Source organism: Corallococcus macrosporus DSM 14697 (assembly GCF_002305895.1).
Classification (GTDB): Bacteria; Myxococcota; Myxococcia; order Myxococcales; family Myxococcaceae; genus Myxococcus; species Myxococcus macrosporus.
In genome coordinates, this window is the sequence record NZ_CP022203.1 from 4,119,538 (window position 1) to 4,143,880 (window position 24,343).

Annotated in this window: 24 protein-coding genes; 14 read left to right on the forward strand and 10 right to left on the reverse strand. The window is 70.1% G+C overall.

The genetic code is table 11. The annotated features are described in order from the left end of the window. Positions 1 to 7 precede the first annotated feature (7 nt). The 4 genes from MYMAC_RS17360 to MYMAC_RS17375 all read left to right on the forward strand — a co-directional run bounded on the left by MYMAC_RS17360 (position 8) and on the right by MYMAC_RS17375 (position 2,573). Positions 8 to 787 carry a hypothetical protein gene (locus MYMAC_RS17360; RefSeq protein WP_095958883.1) on the forward strand — a complete coding sequence of 260 codons (780 nt, stop codon included), beginning with the start codon at positions 8 to 10 and terminating at the stop codon, positions 785 to 787. Between the two features lie 74 nt (positions 788 to 861). Further along, positions 862 to 1,188, forward strand: coding sequence for an integration host factor subunit beta (locus MYMAC_RS17365; RefSeq protein ID WP_095958884.1), 327 nt, complete (start codon positions 862 to 864; stop codon positions 1,186 to 1,188). A 134-nt stretch (positions 1,189 to 1,322) separates the two neighbouring features. Further along, complete coding sequence (locus tag MYMAC_RS17370) at positions 1,323 to 2,183, forward strand: SPOR domain-containing protein (protein WP_204817693.1); 861 nt, start codon at positions 1,323 to 1,325, stop codon at positions 2,181 to 2,183. 27 nt (positions 2,184 to 2,210) lie between these two features. Beyond that, positions 2,211 to 2,573, forward strand: coding sequence for a cupin domain-containing protein (locus tag MYMAC_RS17375; RefSeq protein ID WP_013940101.1), 363 nt, complete (start codon positions 2,211 to 2,213; stop codon positions 2,571 to 2,573). Between the two features lie 21 nt (positions 2,574 to 2,594). Here MYMAC_RS17375 and MYMAC_RS17380 read toward each other — a convergent pair whose 3' ends face one another. Next, the gene (locus MYMAC_RS17380; protein WP_013940102.1) at positions 2,595 to 3,185 is read right to left on the reverse strand and encodes a methyl-CpG-binding domain-containing protein; all 591 of its coding nucleotides are present in this window, start codon (positions 3,183 to 3,185) and stop codon (positions 2,595 to 2,597) included. A 94-nt stretch (positions 3,186 to 3,279) separates the two neighbouring features. Between MYMAC_RS17380 and MYMAC_RS17385 the strand changes: the two genes are divergently transcribed. The 9 genes from MYMAC_RS17385 to MYMAC_RS17425 all read left to right on the forward strand — a co-directional run bounded on the left by MYMAC_RS17385 (position 3,280) and on the right by MYMAC_RS17425 (position 12,866). Beyond that, positions 3,280 to 3,459 (forward strand): ribbon-helix-helix domain-containing protein, encoded by a 180-nt coding sequence (locus MYMAC_RS17385; RefSeq protein ID WP_002640579.1) that lies wholly within the window; start codon positions 3,280 to 3,282, stop codon positions 3,457 to 3,459. A 23-nt stretch (positions 3,460 to 3,482) separates the two neighbouring features. Then, positions 3,483 to 4,442: a UDP-glucuronic acid decarboxylase family protein gene (locus MYMAC_RS17390; protein ID WP_043713273.1), complete on the forward strand. Its 960-nt coding sequence runs from the start codon at positions 3,483 to 3,485 to the stop codon at positions 4,440 to 4,442. Positions 4,443 to 4,487: 45 nt separating this feature from the next. Beyond that, positions 4,488 to 5,432, forward strand: coding sequence for an NAD-dependent epimerase/dehydratase family protein (locus tag MYMAC_RS17395; RefSeq protein WP_013940104.1), 945 nt, complete (start codon positions 4,488 to 4,490; stop codon positions 5,430 to 5,432). A 267-nt stretch (positions 5,433 to 5,699) separates the two neighbouring features. Then, positions 5,700 to 7,511, forward strand: coding sequence for a translation elongation factor 4 (gene lepA / locus MYMAC_RS17400; protein ID WP_095958886.1), 1,812 nt, complete (start codon positions 5,700 to 5,702; stop codon positions 7,509 to 7,511). Between the two features lie 3 nt (positions 7,512 to 7,514). Then, positions 7,515 to 8,771 (forward strand): signal peptidase I, encoded by a 1,257-nt coding sequence (gene lepB, locus MYMAC_RS17405; protein WP_013940106.1) that lies wholly within the window; start codon positions 7,515 to 7,517, stop codon positions 8,769 to 8,771. An 85-nt stretch (positions 8,772 to 8,856) separates the two neighbouring features. Next, a complete protein-coding gene (locus MYMAC_RS17410) occupies positions 8,857 to 9,750 on the forward strand; it encodes an aspartate carbamoyltransferase catalytic subunit (protein WP_013940107.1) in 894 nt (297 codons plus the stop codon). After that, complete coding sequence (locus MYMAC_RS17415) at positions 9,747 to 11,060, forward strand: dihydroorotase (protein ID WP_095958887.1); 1,314 nt, start codon at positions 9,747 to 9,749, stop codon at positions 11,058 to 11,060. Before MYMAC_RS17410 ends, MYMAC_RS17415 begins: the two co-directional genes overlap by 4 nt. Beyond that, positions 11,060 to 12,184: a glutamine-hydrolyzing carbamoyl-phosphate synthase small subunit gene (carA, locus tag MYMAC_RS17420; RefSeq protein WP_095958888.1), complete on the forward strand. Its 1,125-nt coding sequence runs from the start codon at positions 11,060 to 11,062 to the stop codon at positions 12,182 to 12,184. Before MYMAC_RS17415 ends, carA begins: the two co-directional genes overlap by 1 nt. A gap of 16 nt (positions 12,185 to 12,200) precedes the next feature. Further along, the gene (locus MYMAC_RS17425) at positions 12,201 to 12,866 is read left to right on the forward strand and encodes a DUF7986 domain-containing protein (RefSeq protein WP_013940110.1); all 666 of its coding nucleotides are present in this window, start codon (positions 12,201 to 12,203) and stop codon (positions 12,864 to 12,866) included. 57 nt (positions 12,867 to 12,923) lie between these two features. Here MYMAC_RS17425 and pyk read toward each other — a convergent pair whose 3' ends face one another. The 3 genes from pyk to MYMAC_RS17440 form a co-directional block, all read right to left on the reverse strand. Then, positions 12,924 to 14,324 carry a pyruvate kinase gene (gene pyk / locus MYMAC_RS17430; protein WP_095958889.1) on the reverse strand — a complete coding sequence of 467 codons (1,401 nt, stop codon included), beginning with the start codon at positions 14,322 to 14,324 and terminating at the stop codon, positions 12,924 to 12,926. A gap of 190 nt (positions 14,325 to 14,514) precedes the next feature. Next, the gene (locus tag MYMAC_RS17435) at positions 14,515 to 15,255 is read right to left on the reverse strand and encodes a bifunctional nuclease family protein (RefSeq protein ID WP_013940112.1); all 741 of its coding nucleotides are present in this window, start codon (positions 15,253 to 15,255) and stop codon (positions 14,515 to 14,517) included. 130 nt (positions 15,256 to 15,385) lie between these two features. Continuing rightward, positions 15,386 to 15,760 carry a hypothetical protein gene (locus MYMAC_RS17440; protein ID WP_174257006.1) on the reverse strand — a complete coding sequence of 125 codons (375 nt, stop codon included), beginning with the start codon at positions 15,758 to 15,760 and terminating at the stop codon, positions 15,386 to 15,388. Positions 15,761 to 15,840: 80 nt separating this feature from the next. Between MYMAC_RS17440 and MYMAC_RS17445 the strand changes: the two genes are divergently transcribed. Continuing rightward, positions 15,841 to 17,658, forward strand: a complete 1,818-nt coding sequence (locus tag MYMAC_RS17445; RefSeq protein ID WP_204817695.1) for an AMP-dependent synthetase/ligase — start codon at positions 15,841 to 15,843, stop codon at positions 17,656 to 17,658. A gap of 102 nt (positions 17,659 to 17,760) precedes the next feature. Here MYMAC_RS17445 and MYMAC_RS17450 read toward each other — a convergent pair whose 3' ends face one another. The 6 genes from MYMAC_RS17450 to MYMAC_RS17475 form a co-directional block, all read right to left on the reverse strand. Then, entirely contained in the window at positions 17,761 to 19,062 is a 1,302-nt protein-coding gene (locus MYMAC_RS17450; protein WP_095958891.1) for a citrate synthase, read from the reverse strand. 77 nt (positions 19,063 to 19,139) lie between these two features. After that, on the reverse strand, positions 19,140 to 20,432 hold the full coding sequence (locus MYMAC_RS17455; protein ID WP_095961605.1) for a 3-phosphoshikimate 1-carboxyvinyltransferase: 1,293 nt from the start codon (positions 20,430 to 20,432) through the stop codon (positions 19,140 to 19,142). Continuing rightward, a complete protein-coding gene (locus tag MYMAC_RS17460; protein ID WP_095958892.1) occupies positions 20,429 to 21,499 on the reverse strand; it encodes a 3-dehydroquinate synthase in 1,071 nt (356 codons plus the stop codon). The genes MYMAC_RS17455 and MYMAC_RS17460 overlap by 4 nt, the downstream gene beginning before the upstream one ends. Further along, the gene (aroC, locus tag MYMAC_RS17465) at positions 21,496 to 22,515 is read right to left on the reverse strand and encodes a chorismate synthase (RefSeq protein WP_013940118.1); all 1,020 of its coding nucleotides are present in this window, start codon (positions 22,513 to 22,515) and stop codon (positions 21,496 to 21,498) included. The genes MYMAC_RS17460 and aroC overlap by 4 nt, the downstream gene beginning before the upstream one ends. Beyond that, positions 22,512 to 23,783, reverse strand: a complete 1,272-nt coding sequence (locus tag MYMAC_RS17470; protein ID WP_013940119.1) for a shikimate 5-dehydrogenase — start codon at positions 23,781 to 23,783, stop codon at positions 22,512 to 22,514. The genes aroC and MYMAC_RS17470 overlap by 4 nt, the downstream gene beginning before the upstream one ends. Beyond that, the gene (locus MYMAC_RS17475) at positions 23,780 to 24,325 is read right to left on the reverse strand and encodes a shikimate kinase (RefSeq protein ID WP_013940120.1); all 546 of its coding nucleotides are present in this window, start codon (positions 24,323 to 24,325) and stop codon (positions 23,780 to 23,782) included. The genes MYMAC_RS17470 and MYMAC_RS17475 overlap by 4 nt, the downstream gene beginning before the upstream one ends. Between the last annotated feature and the right edge of the window lie 18 nt (positions 24,326 to 24,343).

Below are 24,343 nucleotides of genomic sequence, written 5' to 3' on the forward strand. Positions count from 1 at the left end.
ACGACACATGGTTCAGCGCCTCGTGGGATGTCTGCTGGCGGCCGTCACCGTCCTTGGGGCCGCGGGCTGCAAGGAGCGCTCGGACAAACCCATCGCGGGGCTGCTCGCCGCTGGCGCGCCGGTGCTGCGCGCGGAGGGCAAGGCGTGGCGGCCCATCGCCGTGGGCTCGCAGCTCCTGGGCCATGACGAGCTGAGGGCCACCGGCCCGGCCGTGCTGGAGTTCTTCGGCGGAGGCCTGCGCTTCCTGGAGAAGGGCGACACGCTGGAGGTGGGCGACGCGGACGAGGCGAAGCTCCACGGCGTCAACCTGCCGTCCCGTCACATCGTGGAGGGCGAGCTCCAGGAGGCGCCCCGGCCGCTGCGCATCATCGCCGCGCGCTACACCCAGGTGATGGTGACGCCCGCGAGCGCCCAGCAGGACGATTCGTACAGCTCCAACGGCTACTTCGCCGCCTTCTTCACGCCCAACGGGCTTTCATCCAAGGCCACCGACGACACGCCGCGCGAAGGACCTCGCAAGCCGCTGCCACCGCCGCCACACCGCCCCCGCGTGCCCCACATCCACGCGGGCAACCTGGGCGAGGGCGGCTGGGTGGCCACCGTGGAGGACGGCTTCGTCGTGGCGGAGACGGATGACCTGGCCACCGCCGTGCTGCTGGAGGGGGGCGAGGTGCCCCTGGGTCGCACCACGCGGCTGGTGGTCCCCGACGGCGCGGAGGTCGTCCTTCGCACGCAGCAGGGGCAGGAGGTGGAGGTCGAAGGGCCCGCGGACGTCCGGCTGCGCTGAGTGGGCGGGGAGGGCGGTTTGTCCTGCGGGGGCTGGCTTCGGTAGAGTCCTCGGTCGCCCAGCGGGAGGTGTGCATGACACGCAGTGAGCTCATCGAGCGCATCGTGGAGCGTGCCCCGCATGTTCCACGGCGTGAGGTGGAGGCCATCGTCCACGCCGTCTTCGAGCAGATGGCCCAGGCCCTGGTGGCCGGACGGAGAATCGAGCTGCGGGGGTTCGGCGTCTTCGTCGTCCGCACGCGCCGGGCGCGCACGGGCCGCAACCCCAAGACGGGGCAGCGCGTGTCGGTGCCAGCGCGGCGCACCTTGTCCTTCGCCGCCGGCAAGGAGCTGCGCGAGCGGCTCAACGCCCCACCCGCCACGGCGGCGGGGCCCGCGTTCATCGTGCCCGCCACGGGTTGACGCGGCGTCGTGGAGGCGTTCCGCGAATTTGACCGGCTCGGGGGTGGGGCGTACTTTGCCCTCCCTGCCGTCGCTACAGGCCGCAACACGGATTTCGTGTGGCCGTCGCGTCCGCGCCCGAGGACTTTCAAGCCATGCGTGATGCTCACCGGATGAAGGAGAAGTTCGACGTCTCTCTGGACAACCGGCAGATCGTCAGCCTGCTCATCGCCGGCATCGTGGTGATGGGGGCTGTCTTCGTGCTGGGCGTCGTCGTCGGCAAGAAGCTCGCGGGCAACGCGGACGCCGTGGCCGCGCCGGACCTGCTCTCCGCGTTGGACGCCAACGCGCAGGCGCTGCAGAACGTGCAGCAGGAGCCGCCGCTCACCTTCCCGGACGAGCTGACCCGCAAGGCCGCGCCCGAGCCGGTGGCCCCGCCGAAGCCGAAGCCGGCCGCCGTCGCCAAGGCCCCGGCGGAGAAGCCCGCCGCCGCGAAGCCGTCCGAGCCGAAGCCCGTCACCGCGCAGCGCCCGGTGCTCGCGCCCACGCCGGACCCGGACACGGGGGAGCTGCCCCCGGAGGAGCCCAAGGCCGAGCCGGAGCGCGTCGTGGTCGCCGAGGCCCCCACGCAGGCCGTCCCGGTGTCGGGCAAGGTCGAGGCGTCCGCCGTCCCCACGCGCAGCACCACCACGGAGGGGGGCGGCCTGAAGGAGGCCATCGCCCGCGCCACCCAGCAGCCGTCGCGGCCGGCCTCGCCGCCCGCGCAGGCCGTGAAGGGCGGGGCCTTCACGCTCCAGCTCTCGGCGTTCCAGGACAGGCAGGAGGCGGACCGCTTCGCCGCCCGGTTGCGTGACCGGGGCTATGCCCCCTATATCCTGACGGCCGAAGTGCCCGGGAAGGGCACCTGGTACCGTGTCCGCATGGGGAGCTTCGCCTCGCGGGATGCCGCCACCCGGTATCTGTCAGACTTCAAGCGTGAGACTTCGCTCGACGCATTCGTGGCCGGCACGAACTAGAGCGGGACGAGGAAGACGGGAAGCGCCATGACGACGACGAGGCGGGTGGAGAAGCCCTGGGGCTATGAACTCATCTGGGCTCACACCGAGCGCTACGTGGGCAAGCTGCTGCACGTGAAGCAGGGCCACAAGCTCAGCCTGCAGTTCCACAACCGCAAGGATGAGACCATCCACGTCCAGAGCGGCAAGCTGCTCTTCGTCGTCGACGAGGGCCAGGGGCTCATCGAGAAGGAGATGAACCCCGGTGAGAGCTACCACATCAAGCCGCTCACCAAGCACCGCATGGTGGCGCTGACCGACTGCGACATCCTGGAGGTCAGCACCCCGGAGCTGGACGACGTGGTGCGCCTCGAGGACGCCTACGGGCGCACCGGCACCAGCAACCCGTAGCCGTCATCCCCCGCGGCCCGCCTACTCGCGGGCCGTGTTGTCCGGGTTGCGAGTCCACTTGTCCACCGTGCCGTCCCTGTCCAGGTCCTCGCCGATGCGGTCCACCTGGCCATTCTCCCAGTACTCCCAGTAGTCGATGCGGCCGGTGCCGCGCGTGTCGCGCTCCTTGCGCACCAGCTTGCCGGCTTCGTAGTAGGTGAAGCTGTCCGCGCGGCCGTCGCCGTTGGTGTCCCGCTCGCGGCGCGTGTTGACGCCCTTCTCGTAGAAGTAGGTGGCGTCCACGCGCCCGTCGAAGTCCAGGTCCAGGGACTCACGCGCCTTGTCGCCGGTGGCGTCGAAGTAGCGCGTCAGGTCCACGCGGCCGTCCCAGTTCAGGTCCAGCTCCTGGCGCACCTTCCGCCCGTCCACCGTGTAGGTCCACACGTCCGGGCGGCCGTCGCCGTTGGCGTCCTGCCGCGTGACTTCCTCGTTGGCGCCCTGCTCGGGGCGGATGGCCTCCCCGGGCGGGCGGCCGCGCGCGCCGTCCTGCTCCGCCGCCTGGTTGCTGGCGCAGCCGGCCAGGGCACCCGAGGCCATCAAGCCCAGGAAAATCAACTGCTTGTAGCGTGGCATGGCGTACTCCCAGCGTCCGGGGGCCGTCTGGCGACGGGATTCGCACGAGATGCTTTCGCGCGACACGTCATTCCATATATTTTCACATATCGCCATGGCCCGAAAGAAAGTCAGCACCACCATCTACATCACCCCGGAGCAGAACGAGCTCCTCAAGGCGCTGAACCAGAAGACGAAGGTGCCCGTGGCCGAGTACATCCGCCAAGGCATCGACCTGGTCCTGGAGAAGTACAAGGCGCAGCTGCCGGGGCAGTCGACGTTCGACGAGCTGTGAGAGAGAGGCGTGACGTGAAGAGCATGCGTGGCAAGCGGGTAGCGGTCCTGGGCGGCGCCGGCTTCGTCGGGTCGCACCTGTGTGAGCGCCTTCTGGATGACGGCGCGGCGGCGGTCATCGCCGTGGACAACCTCATCACGGGCAACGAGGAGAACCTGCGCACGCTGAACGGGCGGCCGGGCTTCTCCTTCGTCAAGGCGGACATCACCGAGGGCATCCCGGTGGAGGGGCCGCTGGACTACGTCTTCAACATGGCCTCGCCGGCCTCGCCCATCGACTACGCGCAGCTCCCGCTGGAGACGCTGCGCGTGGGCTCCATCGGCACGGAGAACGGGCTGAAGCTGGCGGAGGCGAACCAGGCGGTGTTCCTGATGGCCTCCACGTCGGAGGTGTACGGGGATCCGCTGGTGCACCCGCAGCGCGAGGACTACTGGGGCAACGTGAACCCCATTGGCCCCCGGTCCGTGTACGACGAGGCCAAGCGCTACTCGGAGGCCATCACCGCGGCCTATGGGCGCACCAAGGGCGTGCAGGTCCGCATCGTCCGCATCTTCAACACCTACGGCCCGCGCATGCGCCTCAATGACGGCCGCGTGGTGCCGGCCTTCGTGGGCCAGGCCCTCAAGGGCGAGGACTTCACCGTCTTCGGCGACGGCAGCCAGACGCGCTCGTTCTGTTACGTGAAGGACCTGGTGGACGGGCTGGTCCGGCTGATGCTGTCGGACGAGCCGGACCCGGTGAACATCGGCAACCCGCGGGAGATGACCATCCGCCAGTTCGCGGAGGCCGTGCGCGCGGCGGCGGGCGGGGGCGGGGCCATCATCGAAAAGCCGCTGCCCAGGGACGATCCGAAGCAGCGCCAGCCGGACATCACCCGGGCCCGGACGCTGCTGGGCTGGGAGCCGAAGGTGCCGCTGGAGGAAGGTCTCCGGGAGACCATTGCGTGGTTCCGGGAGGTTGCCGGTACGCGGCCCCCGGCATAGTTTGCCGGCGCGTCGTTGCTGCAAGCCCTGCAGGCGGGAGGTTGCGTGAAGGTCCTGGTGACAGGTGGCGCGGGCTTCATTGGCTCGCATGTGTGCGATGAGTTCCTGCGCGGTGGGCACGAGGTCATCGCGTTGGATGACCTCTCCGGCGGCAAGCGGGAGAACCTGGACCCGCGCGTGCGCCTGGCGGTCCACGACATCCGGAGCCGCGAGGCGTCGGAGCTCATCAAGTCCGAGAAGCCGGACGTGCTCTGCCACCTGGCGGCGCAGATGGACGTGCGCCGCAGCGTGGACGACCCCAGCTTCGACGCGGACGTGAACATCCGCGGCATGCTCAACCTGCTGGAGGCCGCCCGCGTCTCCGGGGTGAAGAAGGTCATCTTCAGCTCCACCGGCGGCGCCATCTACGGCGAGCAGGACGTGTTCCCCGCGCCGGAGAGCCACCCGACGCGGCCCATCTCCCCATACGGCGTCTCCAAGGCGTCCGGCGAGCTGTACCTGGGCTACTACCGGGCGCAGTACGGCTTGCCCTACGTGGCGCTCCGCTACGCCAACGTCTACGGCCCGCGGCAGAACCCGCACGGCGAGGCCGGCGTGGTGGCCATCTTCAGCCAGCGCCTCATCGCCGGTCAGGGCTGCACCATCTTCGGCGAGGGCAAGCAGACCCGCGACTTCGTCTTCGGGCCGGACGTGGCCCGGGCCAACCGGCTCGCCTTCGAGAAGGACTACGTGGGCGCCATCAACATCGGCACGGGCGTGGAGACGGACATCAACCGCCTCTACGCGCTGCTGGCCGAGGCCGCGGGTTCCAGCGTCCCCGTCACCCACGCGCCCGGCAAGCCCGGGGAGCAGCTACGCTCCTGCGTGGACAACGCGCTGGCCAGGAAGGTGCTTGGCTGGGAGCCTGGCGTCGACGTGCGCGAGGGCCTGCGCCGCACCATCGAGTACTTCCGGCAGAAGGCCGCCGAGCCCGCCCGCATCCACGGCTGATCGGCGCCCGAGCCCCCGTCCCCGGCCAGGGGCGGGGGAGGGCAATCCCTCCGAGGCGTCCCCGCACCGGCCTCCCAAGGGCCGGGGCCGGGCGTGCCGGGAGGGGATTCAGGGCCTGTTCTGGGGGGATGCGCCCTGGAACGGGGCTGATGACTGGGGAACAAACAAGCTCCCCCGGTGGGTTGCTCATCGGGCGTACGCGACCGCGTAGATTTTCGCGCGATTCCCTGTTACGCACGCCCGCTTCTTCCGACGAGCGCCCTGAACATGCCGGCTGAAAACGCGCACATCCGCAACTTCTGCATCATCGCCCATATCGACCATGGAAAGTCGACGCTGGCGGATCGTCTCCTCGACAAGACGGGGACGCTGACCAAGCGAGAGGCACAGGCCCAGTTCCTCGACAACATGGACATCGAGCGCGAACGGGGCATCACCATCAAGGCCCAGTCCGTGCGGATGAACTACACCGCCAAGGACGGCAAGCAGTACGTCCTCAACCTCATCGACACGCCGGGACACGTGGACTTCGCCTACGAGGTCAGCCGCAGCCTGGCCGCGTGCGAAGGCGCGCTCCTGGTGGTGGACGCGACGCAGGGCGTGGAGGCCCAGACGCTGTCCAACGTCTACATGGCGCTGGACCACAACCTGGAAATCATCCCGGTCATCAACAAGATCGACCTGCCGAGCGCGGACGTGGACCGCACCCGCGCGGAGATTGAAGACGTCATCGGCATCGACGCGTCCGTGGCGGTGCCGTGCTCCGCCAAGGAGGGCATCGGCATCCAGGACATCCTGGAGGCCGTCGTCAAGACGGTGCCGCCCCCGACGGGCTCCGCGGACGCGCCGCTCAAGGCGCTCATCTTCGACTCCTGGTACGACAACTACCGGGGCGTGGTGACGCTGGTGCGCGTGCTGGAAGGCACGTTGAAGCTGAAGCAGAAGATCAAGCTCTTCAGCAACAACAAGGTCTTCGAGGTCCAGGAGCTGGGCGTGTTCAGCCCGTTCTCCCGCCCCGTCCAGCAGCTCATGGCCGGCGAGGTGGGCGTGCTCGTGGCCAACGTGAAGGAGCTGCAGGACGCCAAGGTGGGTGACACCGTCACCGAGGAGGCGCGCCCCACGGCCGAGCCGTTCCCGGGCTTCAAGGAAGTGAAGCCCATGGTGTTCTCCGGCATCTTCCCGGTGGACTCCGCGGACTACGAGAACCTGCGCGACGCGCTGGCGAAGCTGGTGCTCAACGACTCCGCCTTCACCTACGAGCCGGAGTCGTCCACCGCGCTGGGCTTCGGCTTCCGCTGCGGCTACCTGGGCCTGCTGCACATGGAGATCGTCCAGGAGCGCCTGGAGCGCGAGTACAACCTGGACCTCATCACCACCGCGCCCAGCGTGGTGTACCGCATCACCACCAGCAAGGGGGACACGCTGCTGGTGGACAACCCGGCCAAGCTGCCGCCGGTGCAGCACATCGAGAAGTTCGAGGAGCCCATCCTCACCTGTCACATCCACGTCCCCAACGACCACCTGGGCGCCATCCTCAAGCTGTGCCAGGAGCGCCGCGGCGTGCAGAAGGACATGAAGTACCTGGGCAGCAGCGGCCAGCGCGTGCAGGTGACGTACGAGATGCCGCTGGCGGAGGTCGTGTTCGACTTCTTCGACAAGCTCAAGAGCGTGTCGCGCGGCTACGCCAGCCTGGACTACGAGCTGGCCGGCTACATCGAGTCCGACCTGGCCCGCCTGGACATCCTCATCAACGGGGACCCGGTGGACGCCCTCAGCGTCATCGTGCACCGCGAGCGCGCCTACCTGCGCGGCCGCGAGGTGTGCCAGAAGCTGAAGGAGGTCATCCCGAAGCAGATGTACGAGGTGGCCATCCAGGCGGCGATCGGCGCGAAGATCATCTCGCGGGAGACCATCTCCGCCATGCGCAAGAACGTGCTCGCCAAGTGCTACGGCGGTGACATCAGCCGCAAGCGCAAGCTCCTGGAGAAGCAGAAGGAGGGCAAGAAGCGCATGAAGCAGGTGGGAACGGTGGAGATCCCGCAGGAAGCCTTCCTCGCGGTCCTGAAGTCGGAGCAGTAGCCCATGAACGCCGCCATGCCTTCCGCCACCTCACCCGTGACGCTGTCCGAGGCGATGGCGGCCCGCCGCACGCCGGAGATGCTCCGCGCCCGCCGGGTGCTGGTGTGGCGCGAGCGCCTCACCAGCCTCTGGGCGCCGCTGCTCATCCTCGCGGGGCTGTACGTGCCGTACACGATCCTCATCGAGTACTCGCGCGCGTCCGCCCTGTGGGCCCAGCCGGTGATGAAGGGCCTGGGCCTGCTCCTGGTCGTCTACTTCGTGGCCCTGCTGGTGTGGCGCAACGTCTCCCCCCGGGAGAAGGCGCTGCGCGGCGTGCGCCACGAGGCCAACGAGCTGCTGGAGGAGAACGAGCGCATCCTCCGCAAGCCCGGGGTGCGCGCGAAGGTGGCGGGGCCGGTGCTGGAGCAGCTCGCGGAGCAGGCGCTGCGCGTGGAGCAGGCCTCCGCCGCGGGTGACGCGGAGCGGCTGCGCACCGAGGTGAAGGGGCTGGAGGCGCTCACCGCGCAGCACCTGGGCGCGTTCCGCAAGCAGTCCGCCATGGACTTCCTGGGCGGGTTCGGCAAGGCGCTGCTGGTGGCGCTGGTGTTCCGCACCTTCATCGTGGAGCCGTACCGGATTCCCTCCGGCTCCATGCTGCCCACGCTGGAGATTGGCGACCAGGTCTTCGTCAACAAGTTCATCTACGGCGTGCGCGTCCCGTTCCTCAACAAGGTGCCGTTCGTCATCGTCCGGCCCCCGGAGCGCGGGGACGTCATCGTCTTCAACAACCCGGTGAACGAGTCGGTGGACTACATCAAGCGCGTGGTCGGCGTGCCCGGCGACGTGGTGGAGTTCATCAACGGCGTCATCCACATCAACGGCCAGCCGCAGGGACGCGAGCTCGTCTCCGACGCGTTCACCGTCCACAACATCACGGACGACGGGCGCTGGTACGACCAGCAGGAGACCCTCTACGAGGAGAACCTGTCGGGCGTCACGCACGCCGCGCTGCAGACGCTGCCGCGCATGCCGCGCCGGGAAGGCCCCTATGAAGTCCCGCCGGGGCACGTCTTCGCGGTGGGTGACAACCGGGACAACAGCGCGGACAGCCGCCACGGCCTGGGCGTCACGGGCTACGGCAAGGCGGAGTACGTCCCCTACGGCCACATCAAGGGCAAGGCCATGGTGGTGTGGCTGTCGCTGGGCTACCACGGGCTGCTGCACAACCTGTTCGGTGGCACCGGCCTTCGCGTGGACCGGTTCTTCGAACCGGTCCGTTGACGCGTCCCGTGGAAGCAGGCGGGCTGGCGCGCCGCGCACGACGCTTGACGTGCCGCACGCACCGGGGTACGCGGCGCCCCCGGCCATGAGACACCTGCTTGGAATCGAAGGCTGGCGCCGGGACGAGCTGGAGTCACTGCTCGACCGGGCGAAGGCACACCTCCCCGGCGGTCCCGATGCCACCCACCTGCTCCGCGGCAGGGTGGTGGCCAACGTCTTCTTCGAGGACTCCACCCGGACGCGCACGTCGTTCCACATGGCGGCCAAGGGGCTGGGCGCCAGTGTGCTCAACTGGACCCACACCGGCTCCTCGGTGTCCAAGGGTGAGACGCTGCTGGACACCGCCCGCAACATCGAGGCAACGGGGCCGGTGGCCATCGTCATGCGCCACCGCTCATCCGGGGCGCCGCACCTGGTGGCGAAGCACGTGAAGTGCGCCGTCATCAACGCGGGGGACGGCACGCACGAGCACCCCTCCCAGGCGCTGCTGGACGCCTTCACGCTGCGTCAGCGCTGGGGCTCGCTGGAGGGGCGCACGGTGCTCATCGTGGGCGACGTGCTGCACAGCCGCGTGGCCCGCTCCAACCTGCACTGCCTCAAGGCGCTGGGCGCCCGGGTGGTGATGTGCGGCCCGCCCACGCTGATGCCGCCGGGGCTGGAGGCGCTGGGCGCGGAGGTGACGCACAACCTGGACGCGGCGCTCCCGCAGGCGGACGCGGTGATGTGCCTGCGCATCCAGTTGGAGCGGCAGGGGCAGGCGTTCCTGCCCTCCACGCGTGAATATGCGCGGCTGTTCGGCCTCAACGCGGCCCGGGAGGCGCGGATGAAGGCGGACGCGGTGGTGATGCATCCGGGCCCCATCAACCGGGGCGTGGAGCTGGCGCCAGCGGTGGCGGACGGGCCCCGCAGCGTCATCCTGGAGCAGGTGTCCAACGGCGTCGCCGTGCGGCGGGCCATCCTGGAGGTGTGTGCGGCATGAGCTCCACGGTGCTCTTCAGGCGGGGACGCGTCATTGACCCGCGCAACGGCGTGGACGGCGTCCGCGACGTGCTGGTCCGCGACGGCAAGGTGGTGGAGGTGTCGGAGGCGCTGCTGCCGGTGCCCTCCAGCGCGGAGGTGGTGGACGCCACCGGCAAGTGGGTGCTGCCGGGCTTCATCGACCTGCACGTCCACCTGCGCGAGCCGGGCGAGGAGGGGAAGGAGACCGTCCTGACCGGCTGCCGCGCCGCGGTGGCGGGCGGCTTCACCGCGGTGGTGGCCATGCCCAACACCAAGGTCGTCAACGACAACGCCATGGTGACGGAGTTGGTGCTCAACCGCGCCCGCGCCGCCGGGCTGTGCCACGTCTATCCCGCCGGGGCCATCACCAAGGGCCTCAAGGGCGAGGAGCTGGCGGAGATGGGCGAGCTGGTGTCCGCCGGCTGCGTGGCCATCACCGACGACGGCCGCCCGGTGATGAACGCGTCGCTGATGCGGCGCACGCTCCAGTACGCCACCCAGTTCGACGTGCCCGTCATGGTCCACGAGGAGGACCTGACGCTGTCCGCGGGCGGGGCCATGCACGAGGGCCCCACGTCCACGCGGCTGGGGCTGCGCGGCATCCCCGCCTCTGCGGAGGTGGCCATGGTGGCGCGCGACCTGGTGCTGCTGGAGGAGACGAAGGGCCGCCTGCACGTGGCGCACGTGTCCTGCGAGGGCAGCGTGCGGCTCATCCGCGAGGCCAAGCGCGCCGGCCTGCGCGTCACCTGCGAGGTGGCGCCGCACCACTTCATCCTGGATGACCGGGCGGTGGGGGACTACGACACCCACGCGAAGATGGCGCCGCCGCTGCGCGCGGACACGGACGTGCAGGCCCTGCGCGAGGCGCTGGTGGACGGGACGGTGGACGCCATCGCCACGGACCACGCGCCGCACGGGGTGCTGGACAAGCAGGTGGAGTTCGAGAAGGGCATCAACGGCATCGTGGGGCTGGAGACGGCCCTGGGCCTGACGCTGGAGCTGGTGCACGCGGGCGTGCTCCCCGTGAACCGCGCGGTGGAGCTGCTGACGCACGGGCCGGCGAAGGCGTTCGGCCTGCCGGGCGGTCACCTGGCGCCTGGGGCGCCGGCGGACGTCACGCTGGTGGACCCGGACGTGGAGTGGACGGTGGACGCCCACCAGTTCCATTCCCGCAGCCGCAATACGCCGTTCCATGGCCGGAAGCAGAAGGGGCGCGTCATCCAGACGTGGGTTTTGGGCCAGAAGGTGTTCGACAAGGGCCAGGTCGGCCAGAGCAAGGAGTCGCGGTGATGACGAAGCGGGCAGTGCTCGCCCTGGCGGATGGCACCACGTTCGAAGGCCGCGCGTTTGGCGCGGTGGGCGAAACGGTGGGTGAGGTGGTGTTCAACACCTCCATGTACGGCTACCAGGAGGTCCTCACGGATCCTTCGTACGTGGGGCAGATTGTCACCATGTCGTACCCGGAGATGGGCAATGTCGGCGCCAACCCGGAGGACGAGGAGGGCGCCCGGGTGCACGCGGTGGGCATGGTGGTGCGCGCCCTCAGCGAGCAGCCCTCCAACTGGCGGGCCCGCGAGTCCCTGGACGCGTACCTGAAGCGCAGCGGCGTGGCCGGCATCGAGGGCCTCGACACCCGCCGGCTGGTGCGCCACCTGCGCGAGCACGGCGCGCAGATGGGCGTCATCTCCAGTGAAGGGCTGTCCTCCGCCGCCCTGGTGGAGCGCGCCCGCTCCGCGCGCGGCATGGAGGGCCTGGACCTGGCGACGGGCGTGTCCACGAAGGAGGCCTACGCCTTCACCCAGCCCTCGCCGGACGTCTTCACCGGGGTGGGGGAGGCGCAGGCGCCCGCCGCGCCCCGCTTCGACGTGGTGGCCTATGACTACGGCCTGAAGAAGTCGATGCTGCACTTCCTGGTGGACGTGGGCTGCCGCGTGACGGTGGTGCCGGCCGCGACGACGGCCGAGGAGGTGCTGGCGCGCAAGCCCCACGGCGTCTTCCTGGCCAACGGCCCGGGCGACCCGGCGGCGGTGAAGGGCGCGGACCGCACCGTGGCGGCGCTGCTGGGCAAGGTGCCGGTGTTCGGCATCTGCCTGGGGCATCAAATCATGGCGCTGGCCCTGGGCGGCCGGACGTACAAGATGAAGTTTGGCCACCGGGGTGGAAATCAGCCGGTGAAGGACCTCACGACGGGCAAGGTGGAGATCACCGCGCAGAACCACGGCTTCGCGGTGGATGACGCCAGCCTCAAGGGCCTGGCCGTCGTGACGCACATCAACCTCAATGACGGCACGGTGGAGGGCCTGGCCGTCCCGGACGCGCGGGCCTTCAGCGTGCAGTACCACCCCGAGGCCTCGCCCGGCCCGCATGACGCGCGCTATCTCTTCGGCCGGTTCGCGAAGCTGATGGCGGAGTAGGATGGCGCCACCGAATATGGACTCGCCGCTGTCACCGCTCTCGTACCAGCCGTACCTCGACCAGCTCATCGCCTTCGGCAGCGCGGAGTCCCGCAAGGAGGACCTCCTCCAGGCCAAGGCCGACTACTTCCGCCTGACGGGGGAGGTGTTCGAGGACGACAAGCTCTTCGAACTGAGGATGGCGTCCTTCCTGGACTACTACCTCTATGACCGCGTCTCGCCGCTGACGAACAAGACGCCGGCCACGGAGTTCTACGAGCAGCGCCTGGCCGGCGCGCCGCCCGAGGAGGCCAACGCCTTCCGGAGCTTCACGGAGACGGTCCACGGCCTCTTCGAGGTCCGCAAGCTGGGCAAGGGCGAGGTCCGCCTGCGCGAGCTGTACTCCGGCAAGGACTTCGACGTGACGGAGCGCCGCCACGTCGCGGGCCTGGAGACGGGGGACATCATCGAGGCGCGCCTCATCCCCTTCGGCGGGCACCTGCTGTTCTCCTCCGCGTTCTGCTACCACCCCCGCGTGGCCGTGAAGGCCATCAAGGCGGAGGTGAAGCGCCGCAAGAAGAAGGAGCCGGACCGCACGCCCGACGAGCTCGTGTGGGAGTGCGCCCGCCGCGCGCTCAACAGGGAGCGCTACCGGCAGCTCTCCGTCGAGAAGATCTACGACTTCGAGCAGAAGGTCCTCTGAGCCCGCGCGCCGCGGAGCCCCGGTGACGGCCTGTCCCGGGGCTCTTCGCGGGCCCGCTCAGACGCGGTGGATGCTCATCAGGTTGGTGTTGCCGGGGACGTTGAGCGGCACGCCGGCCACCACCACCACCGGCGTCCCCGGCGTGCAGATCTTCTCCTTCCGGCACAGCTCACGCACCTGCGTGAGCATGGCGTCCGTGGTGGAGACGCGCCCCACCTGCAGGCCCGTGACGCCCCAGTAGAGCGCCATGCGGTTCACCGCCGTCTCGCTCGGGGTGAGGGCGACGATGCGCGCGTGGGGGCGGAACTCGGAGATGAGGCGCGCGGTGTGGCCGCTCTCCGTGTACGCGACGATGGTGCCGATGTTGAGCTGCGTCGCCGCCGCCACGGCCGCCGCGGCCACGCCGGTGCCCAAGTCCTCCGAGCGCTCGAAGGGGGAGTGGTGCTGGTGCTTCACCACGCCGCGCTCCGTCTCCTCCACGATGCACGCCATGGTGGACGCCGCCTCGACGGGGTACTTCCCCGCGGCCGTCTCGCCCGACAGCATGACGGCGTCCGCGCCGTCGAGGATGGCGTTGGCCACGTCGCTGACCTCCGCGCGGGTGGGGCGCGCGTTGGCCACCATGCTCTCCAGCATCTCCGTGGCGACGATGACGAGCCCGCCCTGGCGGTTCACCGCGCTCACCATGTGCTTCTGGATGGCGGGCAGGCGCTCCAGCGGCATCTCCACGCCCAGGTCGCCGCGCGCCACCATGATGCCGTCCGCCACCGCGGCGATCTCCTCCACGCGCTCCACCGCCTGGGGCTTCTCGATCTTCGCGATGAGCGGCGTCTTCAGCTTCGCCACGTGCGCGCGGGCCTTCTTGACGTCCTCCGGCGTTCGGACGAAGGACAGCGCCACGTAGTCCACGCCCACCTCCTGGCCGAAGGCCAGGTCCGCCGCGTCCTTGCGCGTAATCGTGGGCACCGACATGGGCGAGCCGGGCAGGTTGAGGCCCTTGTGGTCCTTCAGCACGCCGCCCACCTCCACCCGGCACCGCACGTCCTGTCCGTGGACGCGCAGCACCCGCAGTCGCACGCGCCCGTCATCCAGGAGGATTTCGTGGCCCTTGGCCACGTCCTTCACCAGCGTCTTGATGGGCGTGGGGATGATGCCTTCCTGGCCCAGGACGTTGCGCGTCGTCACCGTGACGACCTGGCCCTGCTTCACCAGGAGCTGGCCGTCCTCGAAGCGGCCCAGGCGGATCTTCGGCCCCTGGATGTCCTGGAGGATGGCCACCGGCGTGCCCAGGCGCTTCGCGACCTTGCGGATGGTCTCCACCCGCCGGCGGTGCTCCTCGTGCGTACCGTGCGAGAAGTTCAGCCGCGCCATGTTCATGCCCGCGCGGATGAGCCCTTCGATGACCTCCGGGGTGTCCGACGCGGGCCCCAGGGTGCAGATGATTTTCGCCTTGCGCATAGGGCCGCGCATCCTAGGCGCCCGGGTGCCCGGCTTGACAGCCTCGCGCCCACGGGACTAACTCTTTGCCCGGCGCGGCGCCCTCACGGGCCTCGCGGCGCCTCCGCGCTCTCATGGGCAGAGAGAGAAAGCCCGGCATCCCTGGGAGGGGGGGCCGGGCTTTCTCGCGTCAGGGGCGGCGCGTCGTGGCCTACAGCTCGATCTCCTTGCCCGTGCCTAGCGGCCGCGGCGGCGTCAGCGGGTGGCCCGGCGGCAGGCCGTCCAGGTCCATGTCGATGGGCGGCTCGCTCGGCGCGCCGGGCGCGGGGAAGCCGGGGGCGTCCAGGGGGCCGCTGCCGCCCACGCCGGGGCCTTCCTGCTGGAGGCCCTCGATCTCCTCGCGGGTGATGCCGGCCAGCGTCAGCACCTTGCGCGTGACGCGGATGCGGGCATGGCTGGTGAGCGCCATGGCGATGGAGTCCGACGGCCGGGCATCCAGCGTCATCTTCTTCTTGCCCTGCTCCAGGAAGACGCGGCCGGAGTAGACGTTGTCACGCAGGTCGTCGATGCGGACCTCCGTCACCTTGGCGCCCAGCTCCGTCACCACGTCATCCAGCAGGTCCTGTGCGAGCGGCTGGGGTGGCTGGCGCTCCGCCAGCCGGAAGGCGATGGAGATGGCCGAGGCCTCGTCCACGAACACCGGGAGGACGATGCCCTTGTCCTTGGTGGCGAGCACCACGGCGTGGGCCTGGGCCTCCTCGAGCGGCACGACGTCCTGCACCTCGAGCTCCACGAGCTCCGAGCAGGCCTTGGGGTCGTCCTGGCCTTCGGTGATGCAGGGTTGCCCCTTGGCGTCGCTCAGGGCGGCGAGCGCCTTCGGGGGTGTGAAGGCGGGAAACAGCAGCAGCCCTCCGAGCGCCAGAAGCACGGCCGAGAGAGGTGCGACGAACAAAGTGGCGCGGTTGGGCGTTTTCACGCCTCTAACCTACGCACCCGGCCATCTGCCGGGAGGGTTGCGCTCCAGGCCCGGTTACCCCTGCCGAGGCGGGGTGCTCCCCGGGCTGGAGGGCAGGCGGACAGGCTCAGCGACGGTCGTCGTCGTCCTCGTCCTCGTCGTAGTCCTCCTCGTCGTCGACGTCCTCGTCCTCATCCTCGTCGAGGTCGTCGTCCTCCGAATCGTCCTCGTCGTCTTCCTCGTCGTCGTCGTCGAGCATGTCCTCCAGGTCCTCGGACTCCAACGTCATGGACACGGCGAACCGCTTGTCGAGCGCGGCGATCTGGGCGCGCATCTCCGTGAGCGCTGCGACGAAGTCCTCCGTGAGGTTGGCGGGCGCCTTGGCGTCGCAATGCGGGCAGACGATCTTCTCAGTCCCTTCGATGAGGTCCTGAGCGTCCAGCTCGAAGCTCGCCTCGCACTTCTGGCAGGTGAAGTCGATGCTCATGGTCGGGCGCGGCATACAAAGCACTCCAACCGGCTGTCAACGTCCGAGACGTGGGGACATTGGTCAGGGGCCTTGCTTCCGCTAGCGTCCCGATTATGGACCTTCCCAAGACGGTGGTGCACGCGCTCCATGACCGGGCCGCGCGGCAGGAGCAACGCCCGGCCCTGTGGACGCGACGTGGGGGCGCCTATGCGCCCACCTCGTGGTTCGAATACGCGCAGCGGGTGCGGCGCTTCGCCCTGGGGCTGCACGCGCTGGGCGTGGGCCCAGGCCAGCCCGTGGGCATCCTGAGCTTCAACCGCGAGGAGTGGCACGTCGCCGACCTGGCGGCCATCGCCATGGGGGGCGTCCCTGTCGGTCTCTACACCACCAGCGCCCCGGAGCAGTTGGAGTACATCCTGGGGCACTGCGAGGCCACGCTCCTGGTGGTGGAGAACGAGAAGCACCTGCGCACCGCCCAGGCCCTGCGCGAGCGCCTGCCGAAGCTGCGCCACGTGGTCGTCATGGACGCCCCCACGGTGCTCCCCGAGGGCGTGCTGCGCTACGCGGACGTCATGGCCCTGGGCACGGGCGCGGACGAGAAGCCCTACTGGGACAGCGTCCACGCCCTGAAGCCGGAGGCCATGGGCACCCTCATCTACACCTCTGGCACCACGGGGCACCCCAAGGGGGTGATGCTCAGCCACCACAACCTGGTGTGGACGGCGAAGCAGCTCACGGACTCGGTGACGTTCGGCCGGCCCGACGCGTCCTCCCTGGTGTCGTATCTGCCGCTGTCGCACATCGCCGAGCAGATCATCTCCCTCCACAGCCCCCTGCTGAACGGGGTGCAGGTGTACTTCGCGGCGTCGGTGGACACGATGCCGCAGAGCCTGAAGGAGGTGCGCCCCTCGTTCTTCTTCGGCGTGCCGCGTGTGTGGGAGAAGTTCAAGGCGAAGGCGGAGGAGGGGCTGGCCTCGCAGCCGTCCACGAAGCGCCGGGTGGTGGCCTGGGCGCGGCACGTCGCCTCGGAGCGGCATGAGCGGGTGATGCGGCACCAGAGCGTGCCCATGACGCTGGAGGCCCAGTATCAGCTTGCCCGGAAGCTCGTCTTCGCGCCGCTGAAGGAGCGCATCGGCATGGACCGGGTGAGCTTCTTCGCCACGGCGGCGGCGCCCATTGGCCGGGAGGTGCTGGCGTTCTTCGCCTCCATTGACATGGTCATCCACGAGGTGTGGGGCATGACGGAGGTGACGGGCCCCGGCACGGTGAACACGGAGGCCCACACGCGGCTGGGCTCGGTGGGCCGGGCGATGATGGGCGTGGAGCTGCGCATCGCGGAGGACGGCGAGCTGCTGGTGCGCGGCGGCAACGTCTGCATGGGCTACTACAAGAACCCGGAGGCCACCGCCGAGCTGCTGGCGGACGGGTGGTTGCACTCCGGCGACGTGGGCCAGCTCGACGCCGACGGCTACGTTCAAATCACCGGCCGCAAGAAGGACATCATCGTCACCTCCGGCGGGAAGAAGACGTCCCCGTCCAACATCGAGGAGCTGCTGAAGGCCCTGCCGGGCGTGGGGCAGGCGGTGGTGCTGGGCGAGCGCCGCAACTTCCTGGTGGCCCTGCTGACGCTGGACGCGGAGAAGGCACGCGCCCTGGCCAGGGCCCAGGGATGGCCGGAGGACGCCGCCACGCTCGCGGAGGAGCCGCGCCTGCGCCAGCTCCTCCAGGAGCGCGTGGAGCGCGACGTGAACCCGAAGCTGTCCCGCTTCGAGACCATCAAGCGCTTCGCCGTGCTGCCCAGGGACTTCTCCGTGGAGGGCGGCGAGCTGACGCCGAAGCTGAGCGTGCGCCGCAACGTGGTGGCGGAGAAGTACGCCGACCTCGTGGACTCGCTCTACGAGGAGCCCCAGCACGGCTCGCGCGCGGGCTGAGCGCGCCGCGGCGGGGAGAAGCGAAAGGGGCGGGGAACCTCGCGGTCCCTCGCCCCTTCGTGCTCCAGGCCCACGCGCGTGGCGTGGGCTGACTGCCTCGGACTACTTGGCGGCGCGCTTGTCCATGGGGACGTAGTCGCGGCGCTTCTGGCCCGTGTACACCTGGCGCGGACGGGCGATCTTCTGCTCGTTGTCCGTGACCATCTCCTCCCACTGCGCGCACCAGCCCACCGTGCGGGGGATGGCGAAGAGCACCGGGAACATCTCCACCTGGAAGCCCATGGCCTCGTAGATGAGGCCCGAGTAGAAGTCGACGTTCGGGTACAGCTTCCGCTTCACGAAGTACTCGTCCTCGAGCGCGATGCGCTCCAGCTCGACGGCGATCTCCAGCAGCGGGTTCTTGCCCGTCACCTCGAAGACCTCGTCGGCCACGCGCTTGATGACCTTGGCGCGCGGGTCGTAGGACTTGTAGACGCGGTGACCGAAGCCCATCAGCTTCTTCTCACCCTCGCCGCTCTTCACGGACTTGATGAACTCCGGGATCTTGGAGATGTGGCCGATGTCGCGGAGCATGCGGAGCACCGCCTCGTTGGCGCCGCCGTGCAGCGGGCCGTAGAGGGCGCCGATGCCCGCGCTGACCGCGGAGTAGGGGTCCACTTCGGACGAGCCCACCGTGCGCACGGACGTGGTGGAGCAGTTCTGCTCGTGGTCCGCGTGCAGGATGAAGAGGATGTCCAGGGCGCGCTCGAGCACGGGGTGGACCTTGTAGGTCGACGTGCCGATGCGCTTGATCATCGCCAGGAAGTTGGCGACGTAGGACAGGTCGTTGTCCGGGTAGATGTACGGCAGGCCCATCGTGTGCCGGTAGGAGAACGCGGCGATGGTGGGCATCTTCGCGATGAGCCGCGTGATCTGGATGCGGCGGCTCAGCGGGTCCTTGATGTTCTTCGCGTCGGGGTAGAAGCTGGACAGCGCGGCCACGGTGGAGCCCAGCATGGACATGGGGTGCGCGTCGTAGCGGAACCCGTCCATGAAGCTCTTCACGTTCTCGTGCACGTAGGTGTGGTGCGTGACGAGGTGGTTGAACTGCTCCAGCTCCTTCGTCGTGGGCAGCTCGCCGTTGAGCAGGAGGTAGGCGACCTCGAGGAAGCTCGACTTCTCCGCGAGCTGCTCGATGGGGTAGCCCCGGTACTCGAGGATGCCCTTGTCGCCATCGATGAAGGTGATGGCGCTCTTACAGTTGGCTGTATTGAGGAACGCCGGATCGTAGCCCATCAACCCAAAGTCATCGTCGCCGGTCTTGATCTGGCGGAGAGCATTGGTGCGAATACAGCCGTTCTCGATCGGGACCTCGTAGGTCTTCCCGGTCCGATTGTCGGTGATCGTCAGCGTGTCCTTGGCCATGGGGCGGAGATTTCACAGGGCGGAGAGTGCTTTCAACAAAAAAGAACGATAAGTCTGCTGGTCGGACACTGGGGGTCTCAGGGGGCATCCGTTATTTGAACACCGGCCCTCGCCAACTGCCGCCAGAACCCCGGAAAGCTCTTCTCCACGCACTCGGGTCCGCTGAGTGTCAGCGGCGTGCCCGACAGGACACACAGCGTCGCGGCTGTCATCGCGAGGCGGTGGTCGCCCTGGCTGCTCATCTCGAACCCCGAGGGTCGCGTGCGGGGTGGTTCGATCCGCAACCGTTCGCCTTCCAGCGCCGTGGTGCCGCCATAGGCCTTCACGAGCGTCCGGATGCCCTCCAGCCGGTCGCTCTCCTTCACGCGGAGGATGCCCACCTCCGTGAGCGTGGAGGGCGCGGGCAGCACGCAGGCGAGCGCCGCCAGCGTGGGCAGCAGGTCCGGACACTCTTCGCCCGAGGCGCGCAGGCCCCCGGCGAGCTCGCCCTCCACCTTCAGCGTGAAGGGCGCTCCGGTGGGCACCGCGCGCAGGCCCACCTGCTCAATCAACCGGACCATGGCGTCGTCCGGGTGGGCACTGCCCGTGTCCGCGCGGACCACGGTGCCGCCCGTCTTCCAGGCCACCAGCAGCAGGTAGCCCAGCGACGACCAGTCCCCGGGTAGCGTGGGGACGGACGGGGGCGCCGTGTACCCAGCCACGGTGTAGCTGGACGGCGCTACCTGGATGTCGAAGCCGAAGCGTCGCAGCCACGTCAGCGTCAGCTCCAGGTAGCCCGCGCTGGTGAGCGGCCCGTCAATCTCCACGCGCCACGGCCGGCGCTCGCGCAGGTGCAGCGCCGCGCAGCCCAGCAGCAGGCTGGAGGCGTACTGGCTGCTCTGGGCGCCGGGCACGCGGAACACAGGCGCGACCTTCGACGTGTCGCGCGGCGCGCGCAGCTCCACCGGCCAGGGGGCGCCCTCGGTGAGCGTGAGGCCGCTGGGACCCAGGGCCTCGCGCAGCGACGTGAAGAGCGGACCGTGGGGCCGCTCGCCCAGGCGCGGCGTGCCGGTGAAGCGCGCCTGCGCGCCGGGCGTCACCGCCGCCTGCGTGACGAGGATGCGGAAGGGCGCGCCGCCGTCCGCGCAGTCGATGTCGCGCACGGCGTCCGGCGGCAGGCGCAGGGCCTCGACGCCCCGGCGCAGCACACGCACGTCGGCGGGGAGGTCCTCGTCCGCCTCGGCCTGCACCGAGGGCAGCGGCCATGAGCCGGTGAGGTGACCCAGCACCAGCGCCCGCTGCGCGTCCGACTTGGACACCGGCGGGGTGAGGGCCGCGGCGTGAAGTCCGGAGGGGTCCACGAGGACGCGGGAGGCCTTCGCCGAGCTCATGGGCGCACCCCCTTCGTCCACGCGGGGAGCAGCGCACGCCACTGCTTCTCCTCCACGTCGCGCACCTCCGAGGTGCCAATGGCCGTCAGCAGCACCATGCGCAGCTCGCCCTTGGCGCCAGCCTTCTTGTCGGCCGTGAGCAGCGTCAGCACGTCCTTGAGGGGCGCGCGGCGGAGCAGGGCGGCGGCGCGCTCGCGGCCCAGGACGCCCGGTCCGTTGGTCAGCGCGGCCTCGGCCTCGGCGGCCACGGGCTCCGGTGTCACGCCCAGGTGACGGCCCACGTCCAGGGCCAGCAGCATGCCCAGCCCCACGCCGTCCCCGTGGGACAGCTTGAAGCGGGACACGCTCTCCAGCACGTGGCCGAAGGTGTGGCCGAAGTTGAGCACCCGGCGCAGCCCCTGATGCTCATACGGGTCCTCCGCGCACACGCGCTCCTTGAGGGCGCGGGCGTCCTTCACCAGCTTCTCCAGCGCGGGCGGCTTGCGCACGTAGCGGCGGAAGAGCGGCGCGTCGAGGCTGATGACCATCTTCCAGGCCTCCAGCGCGCCTTCGCGGCGCTGGTCATCGGAGAGGGTGTCGAAGAACTCGGGGCACACCCAGCCTTCGTCCGCGTAGTGGAAGACGCCGGCCGGGTTCTTCACCACGCGCCCGCGCACCGTCATGTCCACGGCGCCCTTGCCGCCGACGCTGCTGTCCACCGCCGCCAGCAGCGTGGTGGGGACCTGCACCAGCCGCACGCCGCGCTTGAGGACGTGCGCGGCCACGGTGGAGACGTCACCGATGGTGCCGCCGCCCACCGCCACGAGCGTGCCGGAGCGCGGGAGGGCCAGGCTGCTGGCCAGCACCTTCTCCAGCGCGGTGAACGTCTTGGCGCTCTCGCCGCCGGTGAGCTGGATGATGGCGCGGGGCTTTCGCGCCTCCAGGGTGGGGAGGAGGGTGGGGTGGAGCTTCGCGACCGTGCGGTCCACCACGGCGATGCTGCCCTCGGGGAGGTGCTTCGAGAGCCGGGCGAAGGTGCCCCAGCGGTCGGAAGGCGGACGGTAGGCCCCAGGAGGAAGAGCGCTCATAGGGCGTGCGGCCTCGCGTTCATGTGGAGGACGAGGTCGGCGATGACCAGCGACACCATGGCCTCCAGCACCGGCACGGCGCGGGGCATGATGCACGGGTCGTGACGGCCACCCTTCGCGTGCTCCTGGAGCGTCGCGGGGGGCTTGAAGAAGGTGCGGATCTGCATCGGCTCACCATTGGCGAGCCCGCCCTGGATGCCGCCGTACGCGTCCTTCACGGCGTGGAACTGGATGCCGGGCTGGCCAATGCGCTCGAGCAGGTCAGGCGGGCCCCACACGACGCCGGTGACGGCGCCGATGCTGCCCAGGGCCTGCGCGATGCGCGCCTTGAGCTTGCCGAAGATGGGCTCGCCCAGGCCCACGGGCAGGCCCTCCACGCGCACGTCGATGGCGCCGCCCAGGCTGTCGCCGGCCTCCTTCGCTGTGAGGATGCGCTGGGACATCTCGTCGCGGATGGCGACGTCCGGGCAGCGCGTGGCGTGGGCGTCCACCTGCGCGCGGGTGAGGCCCGGGGCGGGCACCGCGGCGACGAGGTTGCCCACCTGGGACACGTAGGCCACGGTGCGGATGGAGGGCAGGTCCCGGGCGAGGTACGCCTCGGCGATGGCGCCGCCGATGACGCGGCAGAGCGTCTCGCGTCCGCTGGTGCGGCCACCGCCGCGGTGGTCGCGGTGCTTGAACCGGTCGCGCCACACGGCGTCCGCGTGGCCGGGCCGGTCCTGGGCCTTCAGCTTGTCGTAGTCACCCGAGCGCTGGTTGGTGTTGCGCACGATGGCGGCGATGGGCGTGCCCAGCGTCTTGTCCTCGAAGACGCCGGAGAGGATTTCCACCTGGTCCGGCTCGCTGCGCGCGGTGGTGAGGGTGGACTGGCCGGGCCGCCGCCGGTCCAGGGCGACTTGAAGCTGCTCCCGCGTCAGGGGCACGCCCGCGGGGCAGCCATCCAGGATGGCGCCGAGCGCGGGCCCGTGGCTCTCTCCAAACGTCGTCAGGCGAAACAGCTCGCCAAAGGTATTCATGTCGAGGACTCCCAGAGTTGGCGCTGACGCCGGGCTTGCGCGACGAACCACGCCGCACCCAGCAGGACCGGAGTACCGCCGCGGCGGACAATCTCCGCGGCGATGCGCCGGCCCGGGGCGCCGTAGGCGATGACCGCCACACGGGCCCCTTCGAAGCGCAGGTCATCAGGAGCGGGCACCCTGTCGGGCCACGTCCAGACGCCCGCCCCTGTGAGAGGCGCCCGGATGTCGGCGCGTCGCAAGACGCGCAAGTCACGGCTCAGCTCCGTCGCCACGGACCGGAGCGCCGACGTGGCGCCTCCGTCTCCCAGCACGAAGACGTCGCGAGCCCCGAGCCGTTCGAGCACCTTGCGGGCGCCGAACGTGTCGGTGTTGAAGGCTTCCCACCGGTCGCCCCGGCGGACCAGCGTGTTGATGGCGTCCAGCGAGGACCCCGTGTGCTTCGCCAGCCGCAGCTTGAACGGACTGGTGACGGCGAAGCCCGCGTAGTGGGGCAGCAGCGCGTCCACCACGGCCTCCACGGGCCCGTCCTCCGGCAGGTCGATGCGGTCGAAGGGCTGCTGGTGGATGCGGGGCGAGCGCGAGTGGGCGATGGACGTCCCCAGGATGCCCAGCCGCAGCGGCGGGTCCACCGTGTACCGGTCCGCGCCGCGCAGCTCCCGCACGGCGTCGTCCAGCATCCGCTGCCCGGGCGCGGCGACCCAGGCGCCGCCCATGGCGACGTAGTCCAGCACGTTGCGTCGGGCCAGCAGCGCCCGCGTGGGCAGCGCCACCGCGCCCATGCCCAGCACCGTGACGCGCGTGGCGCCGAAGCGCTCCGCCAGCCGCCGCTGGGTCTCCAGCAGCGTCACGAGGTGCGCCGGGTCCGTCATGGGCTCCACGTGCTTCACCAGGGCGTCCGCGGGCAGCTCACGCTCCCACAACTGGAGCGCCTCGTCCGTGGAGAGCTGCCGGCTCGCGTGGTGGGACGCGAGCAGCTTTCCCGGCGGCGCCGCCAGCGAGCCCTGTTGCCCCGACGCGTCCATCAAGTCCCGGTCCACGCGCCAGGCCGCGGCCACCCAGTGGGCGGGCAGCGGCTCGCCGCGCTCGGAGACCAGCAACGGCAGCACCGCCGCCAGCGCCTCGGGCGAGAGGGCGTCGGGGGCGTGCAGGTCGGTGCGGATTTCCAGGACGTCTGCGCCCCGGCGCTGTCCGTCGCGCGCGAAGCGGACGGCGTCGTCGCCAGACAGGGTGGGGGGCAGGGTGACGACGCGCCGGGCGGGCGTCACAAGGGCACCTCGGTGGCAAGGCAGCCTCGGAGGAAGTCCTCCAGGGCCACGGTGGGGACGCGGGCGTGCAGCACCTCGCGCTCATGGAACACGGAGGAGAGTTCTTCTTCGAGCGACACCTCGGCGCGCAGCCGCGGGCGTGTCCGGTCCGTGAGCAGGCGCTCACGGTAGGTGTCGAAGCTCACGGGGACGACCAGGGTGAAGAGCCCGGTCAGCGCCTCGGGGTGGTGGGACAGGAAGCCGCCTCCCACGGCCACCAGGCCTCCGGGCGGCAGCTCCAGCAGGGCCTGGCGCTCGGCGGCGCGGAACTCCCGAGGCGCTTCGGCCACCCACCTGCGCAGCGGGCGGCCATGAATGCGTTCGAGGTGCGCATCCAAATCCAGCCCGGGGCGCGCGAGCATGCGCGCCACCATGGGCAGCAGGCGGGACTTGCCCGCGCTCCGGTGCCCGGCGAGCACCACCGTCTGTCCGGAGACGGGGCGCTTCGAGGGGCCCGGGCGCGCGACGGCTTCCCTCAGGCCCGGCGCGAGCCGGGGATCCACCGAGGCGAGAATCTGCTC